Genomic DNA, 16,756 nt, shown 5'->3' with positions numbered 1-16,756 from the left:
ACACCCTCCCGCCGCAGCGGCGTCGGGGAGGTGTGTCGAGCCTCCCGGCCGTTCCGTCGTGCCGCCCGTTCGGGGGACGGATCGGGGGCTGTGTGACTGGAGTGGTTCCCGTAGCCTGAAGTGACCCTGAGGACCTGATGTGGTCATGCGACCTCATCCGATGATCGCCGTACCCGCGGACCGGACCAGCACCGACGCCACCGGCGAAGAGGAGACCGACGACGTGAACAAGCTCCTGGCGACGGTCATGGCGGTGCTCGCCCTGGCCACCGTGCTCGTCGGGTTCCAGGTCGCACCGCGCTCGCCCGGGGAGGAAGTCGCCCGCGCGCTCAGCGGGTCGTCGTTCCAGGCGGGGAACATCATCTCGGACGCCAACTTCTTCGACGGGGACGCGATGTCCGCGTCGGCGGTCCAGTCGTTCCTCGACGACCAGATCGGCACGTGCAAGTCGACCTCGTGCCTCAACGTCGGCACGTCGTCGCTGAACGCGCACGCCGCCGACCCCATGTGCGGGGCGGTCACCGGCGGATCGGGCCTGAGCGCGGCGACGATCATCACCCGGGTGGCGGTCGCGTGCGGCATCAGCCCCAAGGTGATCCTCGTCACCCTGCAGAAGGAGCAGGGACTCGTGTCGGGCAGCACCGCACAGAAGCCCTCGTCGGGCGTGCTCTCGCGGGCCATGGGCTACGCCTGCCCGGACACGACGAACGGCGCCTGCGACCCGGCGTACTCGGGGGTCGGCAACCAGGTGTACTGGGCCGCCTGGCAGTGGAAGCGGTACGCGAACCCCGCCGGCACGAGCAAGTACTTCACCTGGTACGCACCCGGCACGACCGCCGCGGTGCAGTACGACGTCCCGACCTCGTGCGGCACCAAGTCGGTGACGATCACCGACCAGGCGACCGCCGACCTCTACTACTACACGCCGTACACGCCGAACGCGGCGGCGCTGGCGAACCTCTACGGCACCGGGGACGCGTGCTCGGCGTACGGCAACCGGAACTTCTGGCGCCTGTACAACGACTGGTTCGGAGAACCGACGGCCGGCGCGGCGTCGCCGGTCGGGTCGTTCGACGGGGCGACCGGCGGGTTCGACGAGCTGAGCGTCCGAGGCTGGGCGATGGACGGCGACGTCGACGACCCGATCCGGGTCCGGGTCACGGTGGACGGTGGCAGCCCCACGACGATGACGGCCGACCAGACGCGCGCGGACGTCGGCAGGGCCTACCCGGGCCGGGGTTCGGACCACGGTTTCTCCGGGACGCTCGCCGCCGCCGCGGGGAGTCACCAGGTGTGCGTGACCGCGGTCGGCGTGGGCAGCGGTCAGACGACGGCGCTCGGGTGCCGGACGCTGACCGTGACGAGCGCGTCCCCGATCGGGGCGGTGGACCAGGCGCAGGCGTCGCCGGGCGGCATCCGCGTCCGCGGGTGGACGCTCGATCCGCAGACGTCGGACTCCATCCGCGTGGCCGTCTACGTCGACCACACGCACACGACCACCCTCGCGTCCGGCGCGCGCTCCGACGTCGGTCGCGCCTCCGGGCTCGGGTCCGCGCACGGGTTCGACGAGACGCTCCCGGCGACCGCCGGCACCCACACCGTGTGCGTCTACGGCATCAACGTCGACGAGGGCTCGAACGCGCTCATCGGGTCGTGCAGCACCGTGCACGTCCCGGGCTCGAGCCCGACGGGGTCGCTCGACGGCGTGACCACCACGACGAACTCGGTCGCGGTGGCGGGCTGGGCCCTCGACGGGGACACCACCGGTCCGGTGGCCGTCACGGTGACCGTCGACGGGAAGGCGCAGCGGGTGACGGCCTCCGCGTCACGCTCGGACGTCGCGCGGCTCTACCCGGTGTACGGGGCCGCACACGGGTTCTCGACATCGGTGCCGGCCGGCAACGGGTCGCACACGGTCTGCGTGACCGCCGTGAACACGGGCGCCGGATCGGACACCAGCCTCGGCTGTCGGACCGTCTCGGTCGTCAACCAGGCCCCGAAGGGGAGCCTCGACCAGGTCGCGGCGGTGACCGGCGGCGTCCACGTCCGTGGGTGGACGTTCGACCCGGACGCGCCGACGACGTCGATCGCGGTCCACGTGTACGTCGACACCCGCGCGACCGCGCTGACCGCGTCGACCAGCCGACCGGACGTCGCCCGCTCCTTCAGCGGGATCGGCACGGCGCACGGGTTCGACGCCACGGTCCCGGCCGCGAAGGGCAGCCACCGGGTGTGCGTCTACGCGATCGACGCGACCGGCGGCAGCAACCCGACGCTCGGCTGCAGCACCGTCACCGTCCGCTGACCGCGGCGTGCGCGGGTGCGGCCGCGGGAGACCGGCCCGCCCCGCGCGGATGAGGCCGCGGGACACGCTCGCCCCACGCGGGTGAGGCCGCCGGACACGCTCGCCGTGCCGTGGCGACGGAGCGGGTGAGCGGTCTGGCATGATCGTGCGGTGCTCAGGAACCGGACGGTCCACCCTGTCGTCGTCGCGATCGGCGCCGTGGCGCTGTGGGCGGTCGGCACGCTCGTCGCCTGGTTCCGGCTCACTCCCGAGAGCCGGGGGACCCTCTGGGCCGAGGACGGCCGCTTCTTCCTGCAGGATCTGTTCACCCACGGCACCGTCGGGTCGCTCCTCGTGCCCTACCAGGGGTACCTGCACGTCGTCCCGCGGGCCGTGATCGCCCTCGCGGAGCACGTGGCGTCACCCGGCCGCTTCGCCGAGGTCGACACGGCCCTCTGCTGTGCCGTCGCCGCGGCCGCGGGCGCGGGCGTGTTCGTCCTGTCCGGCGCCGTCGTCCGGTCCTGGGTGGCTCGGGTGCTCCTCGGTCTCGTGCCCGTGCTGCTCCCGCTGGCCCCGATCGAGATCTCCGGCAACGCCGCCAACATCCACTCGTACCTCCTGTTCCTCGCCCCGTGGGTGTTCGGGGTCGTCGTCCGGTCGTGGTGGCACTCCGGCGTGCTGGCGGTCGTCGCGGTGCTCATCGGTCTCTCGGAGATCCAGTCGATCGCGTTCCTGCCCGTGCTCCTCGTCGGGATCCGCTCACGTCGCAAGTGGCCCGTCGTCGCCGGTGCCGTCATCGGCACCGGTGCACAGGTCCTGACGACGCTGTCCAACGCGCGGACCGCCTCGGAGCACGTGCCCGTCTCGGTGGCCGACATGGTCGTCGGCTACCTCATCGAGGTCGTCGGCGGCGCCGCGACGTGGAACATCGCGGACGTCGGGACGGAGGCGGCGATCCACGGGTTCGTGGTCCTCGTCGTGCCGGCGCTGCTCGTCCTCGCCCTGCTCGTGCTCGGCGTGGTGCTCGGCGGCTGGTGGCAGCGTGGCGCGATCGTCGTGCTGCTGTACGGCTCGCTCCTCGTCTGGGCGGGGTCGGTGTACCTCAACGCCAACACGGTCTACGAGTACGCGGAGTACACGACCGCGCAGCTGCGGACGGTCTGGACGATCCGCTACGGTGCGCCGAGTTCGATGTTCCTGCTCGCCGCGGTCCTCGTCGCCGCCGACGTCCTCGCGGCCCGCGCGGTCGCGGCACGGCGTCGGGTGCTCCGGGTCGGCCTCCTCGCCGTGGCCGGAGTCGTTGCCGCCGGGGTGGCCGTGGCGTTCGCTCTGAACGCGCCCGTCGACGGTCAGAAGCGCGAGGCCGGGCCGCTGTGGTCGGACCAGGTGACGGCGTGGACCGCGGAGTGCGACGTCCGACCCGCGCAGCCGGCACGACTCCTCGAGGCCCCGACCGGGTGGGTGGCCGCAGTGCCGTGCACCTGGCTGGAGCACTAGCCCACGGCGGGTGCACCCACGGCGCGTGCACCCACGCACCGGCGGACGCCGCGGGGGCACCGGTGCACGGGCTTCAGGGGCGCCGGAGGCGTGAGCGCCAGGACCGGCGCCGCGCGGTGATCACGAGCACGGTGACGAACATCATCAACCCCGCGCCGTGGAGCAGGTAGCTCTCGGCCGCACTCGTCACGCCGATGAGGACGAGCACGACGGCGGGCCACACGTAGGCGACCCCGGGGAACGTCGTGGCGGTGACCCAGGCACGCGCGAACGCCAGTCCGGCGGTCGCGACGAGGACGAGCATGCCCGCGAGCCCGATCTGGAACCAGGCGTCGACGAGGGCGTTGAGGCCGGAACCGAACGGGCGACCCGACTCGGTCAGCAGCGTGTCGAACGGGAACACGTCGGTCGGCCAGGTGCCCACCCAGCCCCAGCCCTGGATCGGGTACGCCTCGATGAGGATCCGGATCCGCGACCAGAGGGCGATGCGGGTGGCGGTGCCCTCGGCCGCTCCGATCCCGCGGAGCAACGGATGACGCAGCGCGAACCCCGTGACGACGGCGGCGAGGAGGAGCACGCCGAGCGCCGCGTTGATGCCGGGACGGCGGGGGAGCGGTGCCCGGCGGAGCGCGACGATCGCGAGCACCGCCACCGCGAGTGCGATCATGGCGATGCCCGTGATCGGGGACTGGACGAGCATGAGCGTGATGAGGGCGAGCGCGGCCGACGCGATGCCCCGCCACCGGGTGACGCTGTGCGTGAGGATCTCCATGACGAACGTCACGAGCGCCATGCCCGCGATGAACCCCATGAAGTTCCGGGTGCCGCCGACGCCCTGGATCGGGCCGCCGTAGGCGATGTCGCCGGTGATCCCGAGCGCCGGGATCGGGACGTCGAGCACGAGGCCGCTCAGGACCTCGAGCCCGAGTGACGTCACGACGAGGATCCGGAGCGCGTCGCCCGAGGCGCGCACCACCTGCACGAGGTCGCGTCCGAGCGCCAGGTACAGCCCGAGGGACACGAACCCGATCGTGGACGCGAACCCGCGCAGGGACGACCAGGAGTACGTGCTCCACAGGACGCTGAGCGCCATGTACCCGACGAGGCCGAGCAGGCTCAACGGGAGCACGCCGTGCCAGTCGATCCGGTAGCGCTGCCCGAGCAGGCTGAGACCGGCCAGGACCACCAGGGACACGAGGACCGCACCGGTGCCGGCCGCGCCGACGAGCACGTGGACGGTCGGGGACCCGAACGCGAACACCACGATCACGGTCGCGAGCGCCTGCGAGAACCGGCCGCCGGCGGAGAACCCGATCCACGCGGACACGTACCGGCGCGCCAGGACACGGCGTCCGGGTGCTGAGCTCACGGACCAATCATCTCGTACCCGGAGCGCCGCGGCCCGGACCACGCGGCACGGCGGCCGTTCCCGGGCGCGTGACCGAGCATGGGATACGCTCGACCGTCCACGCTCGCGTCCGAGGAGTCCGTCCGCACCATGCCGTCGTCCGTCCGTCCGCTCGTCATCGTCCCCACCTACGACGAAGCGGAGAACATCACCGCCGTGACGGAACGGGTCCTCGGGGTGGTGCCCGAAGCGCACCTGCTCGTCGTCGACGACGGCAGCCCCGACGGCACCGCGGACATCGTGGCCGCCATCGCGGCGGGGGACGATCGCGTGCACCTGATGCGCCGCAGCGGCAAGCTCGGCCTGGGCACCGCCTACGTCGCGGGGTTCCGATGGGGGATCGAGCGTGGGTACGACCTGCTGGTCGAGATGGACGCGGACGGGTCGCACCCGGCGTCCGCGCTCCCGGACCTCGTCCGTGCGGTCGCCGACGCACCCGCCGGAGCCCGCGTCGACCTGGCGATCGGGTCGCGCTGGGTCACGGGGGGCTCGGTGGTCGACTGGCCGCGGTCGCGGGAGCTCCTGAGCCGCGGCGGGAACTGGTACGCGCGGTGGATGCTGCGGCTCGACGTCCACGACATCACCGCCGGCTTCCGCGTGTACCGCGCCGACGCGATCTCGCAGATGGACCTCGACACCATCGACTCGAAGGGCTACTGCTTCCAGGTCGACATGACGTTACGGGTGCACGACGCGGGAGGCCGCATCGTCGAGCGCCCCATCGAGTTCCGCGACCGCGTGCTCGGCACCTCGAAGATGAGCCGGGCGATCGTGCTCGAGGCGATGGCGCGGGTCACGCAGTGGGGACTGCAGCGCCGGTTCGGGCGTCGGCGCCGCTGAGCTCCGCGTGGGCGCCGCCGTCCCCGGTGTCCGCCACTCGGTCCGTCCAGCCGCGCTCCGGCAGCGCTGGGTCCGCCGTGCCCCGCAGGCGCGCCGTCGGTGACGCCAGGAACGCGACGACCATGCAGACGAGCAGCACCGCCCGTCCCCAGACGCCGAGTGCGAGCGCCTGGTCGGCCCACGTGGTCCCGGCCGGATGCCCGAGCGTCAGGTAGTACAGCCACCGGAACCACCCGACGAACGCGCACAGGTCGGCCACGAGGTACGCGGCGATCCAACCGACGCGGATCTGCACCGTGACGAAGAAGGGCAGCAGCCAGAGCGTGTACTGCAGCGAGTCCACCTTGTTGAACGCCATGTACACGCACAGCAGCGCCGCGCTCGTCTGCAGCCAGGGGTAGGGCCGACCGCCGCGCGCGAGCAGCAGGCTCACGACCACGACGACGACGATGCCGACGGCGGTCGCGGCGGTCGACGCCGCGCTCATCAGGTGCTGGATGTGCTCGGTGCCGTCGTCGGACCACGGACGGAGCCCCCAGTACCAGATCGACAGCGTCGCGCGATCGATGTTGCGGGCGGCCTGGAACCGGAAGACCGAGAACCACCCGGTGAAGTTGACGACCGCGAGCGGGACGTTGACGACCGCGACGACCCCCACCGCGACGCCGATGGGCGCGAGGGCCCGGAGGAGACGCCGACCGATCGTCCGACCGCGTCCGTCGGTGAGCACCGCGAGGGCCAGGGGGAGCACGAACATGATCGGGTAGAGCTTGAGCGCGCCGCCGACCCCGAACGCGGCGGCCGCGAGGAGCACGCGGGTGGTGGGCGACCAGCGCCGCGGGCCCGCGACGACGAGCGCGATCCCGAGCGCGGTCATCAGGACGGGTAAGACGTCCCAGTTGTACAGGGCGTAGAGCGCGAGCGGCGGCGTCGCTGCCCAGGCCCAGGCCCGCCGACCGGCGACACGCACCAGGAGGAGCGTCACGAGCACGCCGACGACCGCGAACACGCAGGTGGTGACGAGCAGGAACCCGACGTCGGTGGACACCGGGAGTGCGGTGAGCCAGACGAACAGGCCCGTCAGTGCCGGGTACTCGACCGTGCCGCCGTGGACCGCCGGCGGGTCGGCCGTGTACGTCCCGTGCACGTAGGGCACGAGGTGCGCGATGAGCCCCCGGCTGCCCCAGAGCGACAGCACGTCCGAGTAGCAGGCCTTGCGGACGACGTCCTGGTACGGGTCGGTGCTCGCGCCGTTCGAGGCGAAGACGCCCTTGGAGCAGGTGAGCTTGTCCGCGGCGCTCAGGACCGTGAGGAGCACGGTGGCGAGCACCATGCCGACGACCTCGAGCGGGTGCGGACGGGAGCGCAGGACGGCCGGCGCGGTCATGGGGTCCTCTCGGACGGGGGCGGGGTCGGCGTCAACCGTAGCCGGTCGCGGGTCAGCGGCCGGCCGCGGCACGACGGAAGGACCGGCTGCGGACCGGCACACGCGGTCCGTCCCCGATCGACGGCGGTTCGTCGCCGACGGCCACGATCCGGGTCTTCACCACGACGAGCACGAAGAGGATGAAGTCGCCCTCGTAGAGGAGCCGGGACTCCGTGACGCTCTGCACGAGGAGCGCCACCACGACGAGCAGGGCGAGCAGCGAGACCGGCGCGAACGCCCGCGGGCGGTGGTCGGCGTCGTAGCTGAACGCCGTGGCGCTCGCCCACGACCGCACGAGCATCGTGAGGACGGCGAGGCCGAACAGGACCACCCCGACGACGCCGGTCTGCATCCAGACGTCGAGGAACGCGTCGTGCGCCTGCAGGTACGTGACGCCGTTGCGCACGGCGAGGTGGTTCAGCGGCTCGATGGCGGGCCACCAGTACCCGAGCCACCCCCACCCGAGCACGGGGTGCTGCTCGACGAGGCCCCACACCGCCCGCCAGATCTCCCCGCGTCCGGTCAGGTCCGGGCTCTTGCCCGCCAGCGCGAGCACCGGCCGCCAGAGCAGCGCCACGAGGCCGGCGAGCACGACCGCGATCGCGAGCCCGGCGAGGTACCGCGGGGTCCGTCGTCCGGTGGGCACGCGACGGATCACGAGCGCACCGGCGAGCACGAGCGCGGTCACGGCCGCGGCGGCCACCACCGTGGAGGAGCGGGTGAGCAGGAACACCACCGCGGCCACGGAGAGCCACCCGGTCGCGCGCACGCGCCGCATGCGCCCCTCGGCGAGCTGCACGCCGACCGCGATCGCGGCCAGCAACGCCACCATGGCCAGGAGGTTCGCGTTGCCCGGGAGGCCCTGGATGCGTCCGCCGGTGAACAGTTCCGCCCGCGAGAACGCGAACGCGGCCGGCACGTGCCGGCCACCGTAGTGCGTCCACACCGGGTAGACGGGGTGGCGGACGAGGACCGCGACGACCGCCTCGAACACGAGGGACAGGGCGAGGACCCAGCGGAGTGCGAGGCTCAGCGCGTCGAGGATCCGCCGCCAGCTCAGGGTCGAGGCGATGACGACCGCCGTGAGGGCGCAGAGGAGCTGCGCGGCGATGCTCGCGGTCGTCGCGACCCGCCAGTGCGACCACGCGACGCTCACGAGGCACCACGCGATGTACACCCACAGGGCGTTCGGCGTGCGCCGGAACGACGGCCGGGCCCGGATCGCGATCGCGACCCCCCAGGCACCCGCGCCGGCGCAGACGACCGCCCATCCGATCCAGCTGATGGTGTTCGGGATGCCGTCGCCGGTGAAGACGATGAAGAGCACGGTGGCGGCGAAGCCGAACGCCTCACGCTCCGGGACGCGTCCGCGGGTCCACGGCCAGGTGTTCGTCACGACGACGAGGCTACCGGGCCGCGGGCCCGGGACCACTGCCGTCGGCCCCTGCCGATATGGTCGGAGCCATGTTCCTCGGTATCACGAACACCCCGCGCGACTACGCCTGGGGCTCCCGCACCGCGATCCCCGAACTCCTCGGCCGCACCGTCACCGGTCAGCCGCAGGCCGAACTCTGGCTCGGAGCGCACCCGGGCAGCCCGAGCGTCGTGGTGAACCCGGCGATGGTCGGTGGTGCGGACACCCTCGCCGACTGGATCCGCGAGGAACCGGACGCCGCGCTCGGTGGCGGGGCCGAGGGCCTCCCGTTCCTGCTCAAGGTGCTCGCCGCCGCGGCACCGCTGTCACTGCAGGCGCACCCCACGCCCGAGCAGGCCCGCGACGGGTTCGCGCGCGAGGAGGCGGCGGGGATCCCCGTCGACGCCGCGGAGCGCAACTACAAGGACCCGTACCCGAAGCCCGAGCTCGTCGTCGCGCTGAGCGAGCGGTTCGAGGCCCTGAGCGGGTTCCGCCCGGTGGACGAGGCGCTCGCCGACATCGTCCGCATCGACGGCGGGACCGGTCGCACGGCGCCGCTCGCCGACCGGCTGCGCGACCAGGGCCTCGAGGAGACCGTCCGCTGGCTCGTCACCGCGGACGACGACGCGCGCTCCCTCGTGCGTGTGCTCGGGGAACTCGCGACCGCCGTCGAGGACCCGACGCCGAACACCGCGACCGTCGTCGACCTCGCCGCGTCGTACCCGGACGACCCGGGCGTCGCGGTCGCCCTGCTCGTGCACCGGGTCTCGCTCGCCCGGGGCGAGGCCCTCTACCTGCCGGCGGGCAACATCCACGCCTACCTCGAGGGCCTCGGCATCGAGCTCATGGCGCCGTCGGACAACGTGCTGCGCGGTGGTCTGACGCCGAAGCACGTCGACGTGCCGGAGTTGCTGCACGTGCTCGACTTCACGCCGGGGCCGCCGCCGCTGCTCACGCCGGAGCCCGTCGCGCCGGGTGTGGACCGGTTCGCACCCGCGGGCGTCGGGTTCGCACTCGTCCGCGTGTCGAGCGCCGGTGCCACGGCCGGGCTGGGCGCCGGCGGGGTCGTGCCGCTCGGCGGACCGTCCATCGCGATCTGCACCGAGGGCGCCGCGACCCTCGTCGGAGCACGGTCGGCGACCATGCTCCGCCGGGGGGAGTCGTGCTACGTCACGCCCGACGAGGGCACGGTCACCGTCGAGACCGACGCCGCGGCGGGCGGCACCGCCACCGTCTTCATCGCCACCCCCGCCTGAGCCGCGGTCGGGGCGCGCCGTCCCGGTACGGTAGCGCCATGAGTTGGTTGGTCACCGGCGGTGCCGGGTACATCGGTTCCCACGTCGTACGCGCCCTGCGGGCCGCGGGGCTCGAGACGGTCGCCCTCGACGACCTCTCCAGCGGGTTCGCGTCGTTCGTCCCCGAGGACGTCCCGTTCGTCCAGGGCACGATCCTCGACGGCGACCTCGTGCGGCACGCCATCGACGAGCACGGTGTCACCGGTGTCGTGCACGTCGCGGGGTTCAAGTACGCGGGCGTCTCGGTCGAGCGTCCCCTCCACACGTACGAGCAGAACGTCACCGGCATGGCGACGCTGCTCGGTGCGATGGCGGACCGCGGTGTCGACCGGGTTGTGTTCTCGTCGAGCGCGGCGGTGTACGGCACCCCCGACGTCGACGTCGTCGTCGAGGACACCCCGAAGGCGCCGGAGTCCCCGTACGGCGAGTCGAAGCTCATCGGCGAGTGGCTGCTCCACGACATGGAGGTCGCGGCCGGGTTCCGCACGACGAGCCTGCGGTACTTCAACGTCGTCGGTTCCGGTGGACCCGATCTGTACGACGCGAGCCCCCACAACCTGTTCCCGCTCGTGTTCGACGCGCTGCTGGCCGGACGGACGCCGCGGATCAACGGCGACGACTACCCGACGCCCGACGGCACGTGCGTCCGTGACTACATCCACGTCGCGGACCTCGCCCACTCGCACGCGGTGGCCGCCCAGCGCCTCGACGCGGGGGACCGGCTCGAGCGTGCGTACAACCTCGGCAGCGGTGACGGTGTGTCCGTGCGCGAGATCATGACCGCCATGGCCAGGGGCACCGGGATCGACTTCGAGCCCACCGTCGCGCCCCGCCGTCCGGGTGACCCGGCACGCATCGTCGCGACCGGCGAACTCGCCGCGCGCGACCTCGACTGGGCCATGCGCCACTCGCTCGACGAGATGGTGACGAGCGCCTGGGAGGCCCGCCGAAACGCCTCCTGACCGCCGTCCGGTGGCCCCGTACACCACGGACGACGCGCCGCGCGACACGCCAGAACGGGGGACATGACCTTCGATACGAGGTCGACGGTTTTATGATCCGCCGACTTGACCTCAGCGAATCACACCTGTGTAATTAGTGCTGCGGCGCTCGCCGCGACCGTGGCCAACACGACCGTTCAGCGGTGGAGCAAGGGGTGATCAGGGTGAACGCTTCCGACTTCCGGTCCGGCGTCCCGGACGACTGGCACGTCGACCCCGTCGACCTCGGCGTCCCCGGGGTCCGTCGTGCCGGCGAGGACCAGGGGGACAACCCGCTCGCCTGGCAGGTCGACTCGCTGTGCGCGCAGACCGACCCCGAGGCGTTCTTCCCGGAGAAGGGCGGCTCGACGCGCGAGGCCAAGAAGATCTGCACCTCGTGCGAGGTCCGCTCCCAGTGCCTCGAGTACGCGCTCGAGAACGACGAGCGGTTCGGCATCTGGGGCGGCATGAGCGAGCGCGAACGACGGAAGCTGCGCAAGCGCGCGTAGTCCGGTCGTCGGCACCGGATCCGCTTCGGCGGGAGCGGTCTCCGAAACGCGCGCCGCGCCTCCCGGGAGCCGCTCCGGACCGGACGTAGAGTGACCGGCGTCATGCAGCCCAGAGTCACCGCGATCCTCGTCTGCGCCAACGGCGCGGAGTTCCTCGACAGGACCCTGGACGCGCTCGCCGCCCAGACCCGCCCCCCGGAAGCCCTCGTCGTCGTCGACGTCGGGTCCACCGACGGGTCGACCGACGAGCTCTCGTTCGGCGGGTCCGCGCAGCTCGCACGGATCCCGGCCGGTCGGCCGTTCGGGGAGGCAGTGGCCCAGGGGGAGCGCGTCGCACCGCACGCCGCACCCGACGAGTCCGTCGACGAGTGGCTGTGGCTCATCGGGCACGACAACGCCCCCGCGCCGACCGCGCTCGCCGAGCTCCTCGCCGCGGTCGAGATCGCGCCGTCCGTCGCGGTCGCCGGGCCGAAGGTCATGGTCGCCCAGGAGCCCACGCGCATCCGGGAGTTCGGCGAGAGCATGACCCGCTTCGGACGGTCGACGGTCCTCGTCGCCGACGAGCTCGACCAGGGACAGCACGACGCGCACGCGGACGTGCTCGGCGTCGGTGTCGCCGGGATGCTCGTCCGCCGTTCCGTCTGGACCGTGCTCGGCGGCTTCGACCCGGGACTGCCGCACGTCGACGCCGCGCTCGACTTCTGCGTCCGGGCGCGGCTCGCCGGCCACCGCGTCAGCGTCGTGCCCGAGGCCCGGGTGACGAGCGCCGGCGGCCCCGAGGACTTCGGACGACGGTCGGTGTCCGAGACCCGTCGCCTCGGTTTCCGGCGGCAGGCCCAGCTGCACCGGCGTCTCGTGTACGCACCGGCCGCGGTCCTCTGGCTCCACTGGCTGTCGCTCGTGCCGCTCGCGATCGTCCGGAGCGTCGGGCGCCTCGTCGCGAAGCACCCCGGTGCCGTCGGTGCCGAGATCGGTGCCGCCGTCGCCGTGGCCTTCGGCGGTGGCGTGGGACGGGCACGTCGGACCCTCGCGCGGAACCGCCGGGTCGGCTGGGCCGCCGTCGAGCCGCTCCGCGTGAGTCTGGGCCGCGTCCGGGAGCACCGGGTCACCGCGCGCGACCTCGAGCTCGCCCGGGTCGAGGACGCCGCCGTGCCCCGCGCGTCGTTCCTCGGCGACGGCGGCTTGTGGACCGTCCTCGCCGCCGCGGTCGTCACGGCGGTGCTGCTCGGCCCGCTGCTCGGGGCACCCGCGCTGACGGGTGGGGGGCTGCTGCCGCTCAGCACGACGGTCGGTCGGCTCTGGCAGAACGTCGGGTACGGATGGCACACGATCGGCACCGGGTTCACGGGGCCGAGTGACCCGTTCGCGGCGGTGCTCGCGGTGCTCGGCACGCTCACGTTCTGGTCACCGTCCACGTCGATCGTGCTCGTCATGCTGCTCGCGGTGCCGTTGTCGGCCCTCGGCGGGTGGTTCGCGTCGCGCCGGCTCACGACGCGGGTCTGGGTGCCGGTCGTCGGTGCGACGCTGTACGCGCTCTCGCCGTCGCTCGTGACGGCCGTGATGAGCGGACATGTCGGCGCGGTGATCGCGCACGTGCTCCTGCCGTGGCTGCTCCTCACCCTCCTCGGCGCCCATCGGTCGTGGGCGTCGTCGGCGGGCGCCGCGCTGCTGTTCGCAGCCGTGCTCGCGAGCGCCCCGTCGCTCATCCCGGTGCTCGTGCTGACGTGGCTGGCGTCCCTCGCCTTCGGCTGGCGGCACCTCCTCCGGCGCATCGCGATCCCGCTGCCCGCGGTCGTGCTGTTCGCCCCCCTCGTGATCACGCAGCTCCGCGCGGGAACGCCGCTCGGCGTCCTCGCCGACCCCGGCGTGCCCGACGCCACCCGGGCGCCGTCGGCGCTCCAGCTGGCGATCGGGTCCCCGCTCCCGGACTGGAACGGGTGGACGACGGCGTCGCACGCCGCCGGGTTCGCCACCACGGTCCTCCCGATCGCGCTCGCGGTGCTCGCACTCCCGGTCGGCGCGACCGCCATCGGTGCGCTGCTCGGCCGACGCTGGCACCTCGCCGCGGTCGCGCTCGGGTTCGCGCTCGTCGGGTACCTCACGGCCTTCGGCGCCACGCACCTCGCGCTGTCCGGCGTCGGGTCCACCACGACCATCGTGTGGCCCGGCAGCGGTCTCAGCGTGTCCTGGTTCGCGCTCGTCGTCGCCGCGGTGGTCGGGCTCGACACGCTGCCGCGACTCGCGCCCGGTCTGGGACTCGTCGCCGCGGTGCTCACGGGCGTGACGGTCGCGCCGGTGTTCGCGGGTCTGTACCTCGGCACGGCGGCGATCAGCCCGACCACGGGGCGCGTGATCAGCGCCTACGTCAACGCGGAGGCACGGACGAACCCCGACGTCGGCACGCTCGTCCTGACCCCGCAGCGCGACGGCACGCTCGGGGTGTCCCTGGAGCGTGGGCAGGGGGCGACGCTCGACGACCAGTCGACGGTCCAGGCCACCGCCCACCGCCTCAGTCCGGACGACCGGCGCCTGACGACGCTCGCGGCGAACCTCGCCAGCCGGAGTGGCTTCGACCCGCGCGAGGACCTCCGCCGGCTCGGCGTGCGGTTCGTCCTGCTCGCGGACGGACCCGACTCCCGAGCCGCCGAGGCACTGCACGACCGCGCCGCCGGTTCCATCGGCCAGGACGCCCGGTTCACGAGCATCGGCGCGACCGGCACCGGCGTCCTGTGGACCTACGACGGCCGCGTCGACCGGCCCGCCACGGGCACCGCCGCGGCGTCCGCCGCCCACGCGCTGTTCCTCGTCGTCCTCGGCGTCGTGTTCGGTGCCACCGCACTCCTCGCGATCCCCACGGGGCCGCGTCGGCGGCGGGCGGTGTCGCACGTGATCGAGGCCGACGAACCCGCGACCACCTTCGACGAGGAGCGCGAATGACCCAGCAGCCCACGAACGGTCAGCGGAACGGACGGCGATGGGCGGTCCGGGGGAGCGCCGCGCTCGTCGCCGTGCTCGTCGCTGCGGGCACCATCGGCGCGGCGCACGCCGCGGACCTCACCGGCATCACGGCGCGACCCGCCGGGCGGACCGTGACCCCCGTCCCCGCGGACGCCTCCCGGGTGTGCGCGGGCGGACTCCTCCAGCTGGCCGACGCGTCCGGTGCGGACGCGACCACGGCCTCCCGGATCGGCCACGAGACCGTCGCCGCGGCGTCGACCACGGGACAGGTGCACCGGTCGACCCTGGCCGCCGCGAGCAGCGGTGGCTCGGACCCGACGGTCGTCACGGCACGCGCCGGGCGCACCACCCCGACCGTCGCCGGGAGCGGCATCCAGGAGGCCGACGGTGACGAGGTCGCGGGCCTCGCCGCCGCCTCGTGCGACGACCCGTCGACGTCGACCTGGCTCGTCGGCGGCTCCACCGAGACGGGTCGGACGAGCATCGTCACCCTGGCGAACCCCACCGACGTCAACGCGACCGTGGACCTCGACGTCTTCACGACGACGGGCAAGGTGTCGGCGCCCGGCACCACCGGCATCGTCGTCGCACCGAACACGCAGAAGGTCGTGCCGCTGGCGGGGTTCGTCTCCGACGCGGCGTCGCCGGTCGTGCACGTGACGTCCTCCGGCGGTCAGATCGTCGCCACCATGCAGGAGAGCATCGTGCGGACCCTCACCCCGGGTGGGGCCGACGTCGTGCAGGCGGCGGCGACACCGTCCCGGACGCAGACGATCCCCGGGGTCGTGCTCCGCGACACGGACGGCGCGCAGCACGGCGACGACACCGCCGACGCAGCACCGGTGGTCCGCGTGTTCGTGCCGGGTGACGCGAGTGCGCACCTGACCATGGCCCTGACGACCGCGGACGGCGGTGGGACCACGGTCCAGGCCACGGCGGACGGCGGCGTCGTGACGGACGTGCCCCTCGACGACTTCACCGACGGCCGGTACACGGTGACGGTCACCGCGGACGTGCCGATCGTCGCCGGGGCCCGGACGAGCACGCCGACGACCGACGGCCGGACCGACCTCGGGTGGTTCGCGTCCGCGCCGACGCTCACGGGCACCACCCTCGTCGACGTCGTCGACGGTCCCGGCGCCCGACTCACGCTCGTCAACCCCACGACCTCCGACGCCACGGTGACCATGGCGGCGGGCGGGGAGCGCACGACCGTCACGGTCGCCGCGGGGACGACGGCGGACACGACGGTGCCGACGAGCACCGCGCTCACGCTCCGCGGTGTCCGTGGGCTGGTCGCGGGAGTGTCCTACGCGGGCGACGCCGGGATCGCCGGGTTCCCGCTGCGCCCGGGTGCCACCGCGTCGACGCCGATCACCGTCTACCCCTGATCGGCGGGACGGGGTCAGAGGTGCCGGTACCGGTCCGGGGCGAGGTCCCAGGGGTCCTTGTCGAGGAGCTCCGCGACCGCCCGGAACACCGCGGTCTCGACGACGATCCGGCGGTCGACGTCGTCCTTCTCGGGCAGGTGCGTCAGCCGCTCGACCGGGATCCGGTAGATCGTCACGCGGTCCGGCCGTCGGTCGATGCGCCAGCGTGGCACCGTGCGGTCCGCCGGGTCGGGTGCGGTCGCCGTCGACGGCATGTCCGCCACCTGGAACACGACGCCGCGCAGTTCGTCGGGCCACAGCTCGACCAGGTAGTGCGCCGTGTCGCCGACGATGCGGTCGAACGCCTCGGCCCGGGTGACCACGGGCGCGAGGTCGGGTCCGGTGACCGACGAGCGTCCGCCCCGGCCGTGCCGCGAGCGACCGCGGGCCCGGTCGACGGGCGTCACGAGAGGGCGTCGGCGGACCATGCGGCCATGGTACTGCCGGGTGCCCGGTAGGTTGGGCGGGAGATGGACGTGCGGATCTGCAGCAAGGTCGCCTGCGGGGCGGGGGCCGTGGCGACCCTGACGTACGACTACGCCGACTCCATGGTCGTCGTGGGACCGCTGTCGATCCGGGTCGAGCCGCACGGGTACGACCTCTGCGGCCGGCACGCCGAACGCCTCTCGGTCCCACGGGGGTGGCAGGTGGTGCGCCGTGCGCCCCTCGGGCGCGACTGACGACGGCCGGGTCCGTCGCCCGGCGGTCGCCACCG

Annotated in this window: 13 protein-coding genes; 9 read left to right on the top strand and 4 right to left on the bottom strand. The window is 73.3% G+C overall.

The annotated features are described in order from the left end of the window. Positions 1 to 145: 145 nt before the first annotated feature. Together DEI93_RS10400 and DEI93_RS10395 are read left to right on the top strand one after the other, a co-directional pair. A complete protein-coding gene (locus DEI93_RS10400; protein WP_146244356.1) occupies positions 146 to 2,305 on the top strand; it encodes a hypothetical protein in 2,160 nt (719 codons plus the stop codon). Between the two features lie 150 nt (positions 2,306 to 2,455). Next, entirely contained in the window at positions 2,456 to 3,781 is a 1,326-nt protein-coding gene (locus DEI93_RS10395) for a hypothetical protein (protein ID WP_111119281.1), read from the top strand. Between the two features lie 73 nt (positions 3,782 to 3,854). Here DEI93_RS10395 and DEI93_RS10390 read toward each other — a convergent pair whose 3' ends face one another. Next, positions 3,855 to 5,150, bottom strand: a complete 1,296-nt coding sequence (locus DEI93_RS10390) for an O-antigen ligase family protein (protein WP_146244357.1) — start codon at positions 5,148 to 5,150, stop codon at positions 3,855 to 3,857. Positions 5,151 to 5,279: 129 nt separating this feature from the next. Between DEI93_RS10390 and DEI93_RS10385 the strand changes: the two genes are divergently transcribed. Beyond that, positions 5,280 to 6,029: a polyprenol monophosphomannose synthase gene (locus tag DEI93_RS10385; RefSeq protein ID WP_111009633.1), complete on the top strand. Its 750-nt coding sequence runs from the start codon at positions 5,280 to 5,282 to the stop codon at positions 6,027 to 6,029. Here DEI93_RS10385 and DEI93_RS10380 read toward each other — a convergent pair. Together DEI93_RS10380 and DEI93_RS10375 are read right to left on the bottom strand one after the other, a co-directional pair. Then, the gene (locus tag DEI93_RS10380; RefSeq protein ID WP_111119283.1) at positions 5,983 to 7,416 is read right to left on the bottom strand and encodes a glycosyltransferase family protein; all 1,434 of its coding nucleotides are present in this window, start codon (positions 7,414 to 7,416) and stop codon (positions 5,983 to 5,985) included. The two genes, DEI93_RS10385 and DEI93_RS10380, sit on opposite strands and share 47 nt — an antisense overlap. A gap of 52 nt (positions 7,417 to 7,468) precedes the next feature. Beyond that, a complete protein-coding gene (locus tag DEI93_RS10375; protein ID WP_146244358.1) occupies positions 7,469 to 8,851 on the bottom strand; it encodes an O-antigen ligase family protein in 1,383 nt (460 codons plus the stop codon). Between the two features lie 68 nt (positions 8,852 to 8,919). Here DEI93_RS10375 and manA point away from each other — a divergent pair, with 68 nt between their 5' ends. The 5 genes from manA to DEI93_RS10350 all read left to right on the top strand — a co-directional run bounded on the left by manA (position 8,920) and on the right by DEI93_RS10350 (position 16,002). Beyond that, positions 8,920 to 10,125: a mannose-6-phosphate isomerase, class I gene (manA, locus tag DEI93_RS10370; protein ID WP_111013582.1), complete on the top strand. Its 1,206-nt coding sequence runs from the start codon at positions 8,920 to 8,922 to the stop codon at positions 10,123 to 10,125. A gap of 38 nt (positions 10,126 to 10,163) precedes the next feature. Beyond that, positions 10,164 to 11,126: a UDP-glucose 4-epimerase GalE gene (gene galE, locus DEI93_RS10365; protein WP_111009553.1), complete on the top strand. Its 963-nt coding sequence runs from the start codon at positions 10,164 to 10,166 to the stop codon at positions 11,124 to 11,126. A 203-nt stretch (positions 11,127 to 11,329) separates the two neighbouring features. Beyond that, entirely contained in the window at positions 11,330 to 11,653 is a 324-nt protein-coding gene (locus DEI93_RS10360; RefSeq protein WP_111009635.1) for a WhiB family transcriptional regulator, read from the top strand. A gap of 102 nt (positions 11,654 to 11,755) precedes the next feature. Then, positions 11,756 to 14,590 carry a glycosyltransferase family 2 protein gene (locus DEI93_RS10355; RefSeq protein ID WP_146244359.1) on the top strand — a complete coding sequence of 945 codons (2,835 nt, stop codon included), beginning with the start codon at positions 11,756 to 11,758 and terminating at the stop codon, positions 14,588 to 14,590. Next, complete coding sequence (locus DEI93_RS10350; RefSeq protein ID WP_111049239.1) at positions 14,587 to 16,002, top strand: DUF5719 family protein; 1,416 nt, start codon at positions 14,587 to 14,589, stop codon at positions 16,000 to 16,002. The genes DEI93_RS10355 and DEI93_RS10350 overlap by 4 nt, the downstream gene beginning before the upstream one ends. Before the next feature lie 14 nt (positions 16,003 to 16,016). Here the strand turns inward: DEI93_RS10350 and DEI93_RS10345 are convergent, their stop codons facing one another. Next, positions 16,017 to 16,469, bottom strand: a complete 453-nt coding sequence (locus DEI93_RS10345; protein ID WP_111009556.1) for a metallopeptidase family protein — start codon at positions 16,467 to 16,469, stop codon at positions 16,017 to 16,019. Between the two features lie 42 nt (positions 16,470 to 16,511). Between DEI93_RS10345 and DEI93_RS10340 the strand changes: the two genes are divergently transcribed. Then, positions 16,512 to 16,721 (top strand): DUF3499 family protein, encoded by a 210-nt coding sequence (locus tag DEI93_RS10340; RefSeq protein ID WP_111009557.1) that lies wholly within the window; start codon positions 16,512 to 16,514, stop codon positions 16,719 to 16,721. The last annotated feature ends 35 nt before the right edge of the window (positions 16,722 to 16,756 follow it).

Origin of the sequence: Curtobacterium sp. MCBD17_035, from assembly GCF_003234815.2 — a bacterium.
Taxonomy (GTDB): Bacteria; Actinomycetota; Actinomycetes; order Actinomycetales; family Microbacteriaceae; genus Curtobacterium.
The sequence above is the reverse complement of the archived record's forward strand: the minus strand, read 5'-3'. Positions and strand labels throughout refer to the sequence as shown.

What these genes read in the sequence shown, in the direction of transcription:
- DEI93_RS10400 (WP_146244356.1), top strand. Translation starts at nt 146, where the DNA reads ATGCGACCTCATCCGATGATCGCCGTACCCGCGGACCGGACCAGCACC.
- DEI93_RS10385 (WP_111009633.1), top strand. Translation starts at nt 5,280, where the DNA reads ATGCCGTCGTCCGTCCGTCCGCTCGTCATCGTCCCCACCTACGACGAA.
- DEI93_RS10380 (WP_111119283.1), bottom strand. Translation starts at nt 7,416, where the DNA reads ATGACCGCGCCGGCCGTCCTGCGCTCCCGTCCGCACCCGCTCGAGGTC.
- manA (WP_111013582.1), top strand. Translation starts at nt 8,920, where the DNA reads ATGTTCCTCGGTATCACGAACACCCCGCGCGACTACGCCTGGGGCTCC.
- galE (WP_111009553.1), top strand. Translation starts at nt 10,164, where the DNA reads ATGAGTTGGTTGGTCACCGGCGGTGCCGGGTACATCGGTTCCCACGTC.
- DEI93_RS10355 (WP_146244359.1), top strand. Translation starts at nt 11,756, where the DNA reads ATGCAGCCCAGAGTCACCGCGATCCTCGTCTGCGCCAACGGCGCGGAG.
- DEI93_RS10350 (WP_111049239.1), top strand. Translation starts at nt 14,587, where the DNA reads ATGACCCAGCAGCCCACGAACGGTCAGCGGAACGGACGGCGATGGGCG.
- DEI93_RS10345 (WP_111009556.1), bottom strand. Translation starts at nt 16,469, where the DNA reads ATGGTCCGCCGACGCCCTCTCGTGACGCCCGTCGACCGGGCCCGCGGT.
- DEI93_RS10340 (WP_111009557.1), top strand. Translation starts at nt 16,512, where the DNA reads ATGGACGTGCGGATCTGCAGCAAGGTCGCCTGCGGGGCGGGGGCCGTG.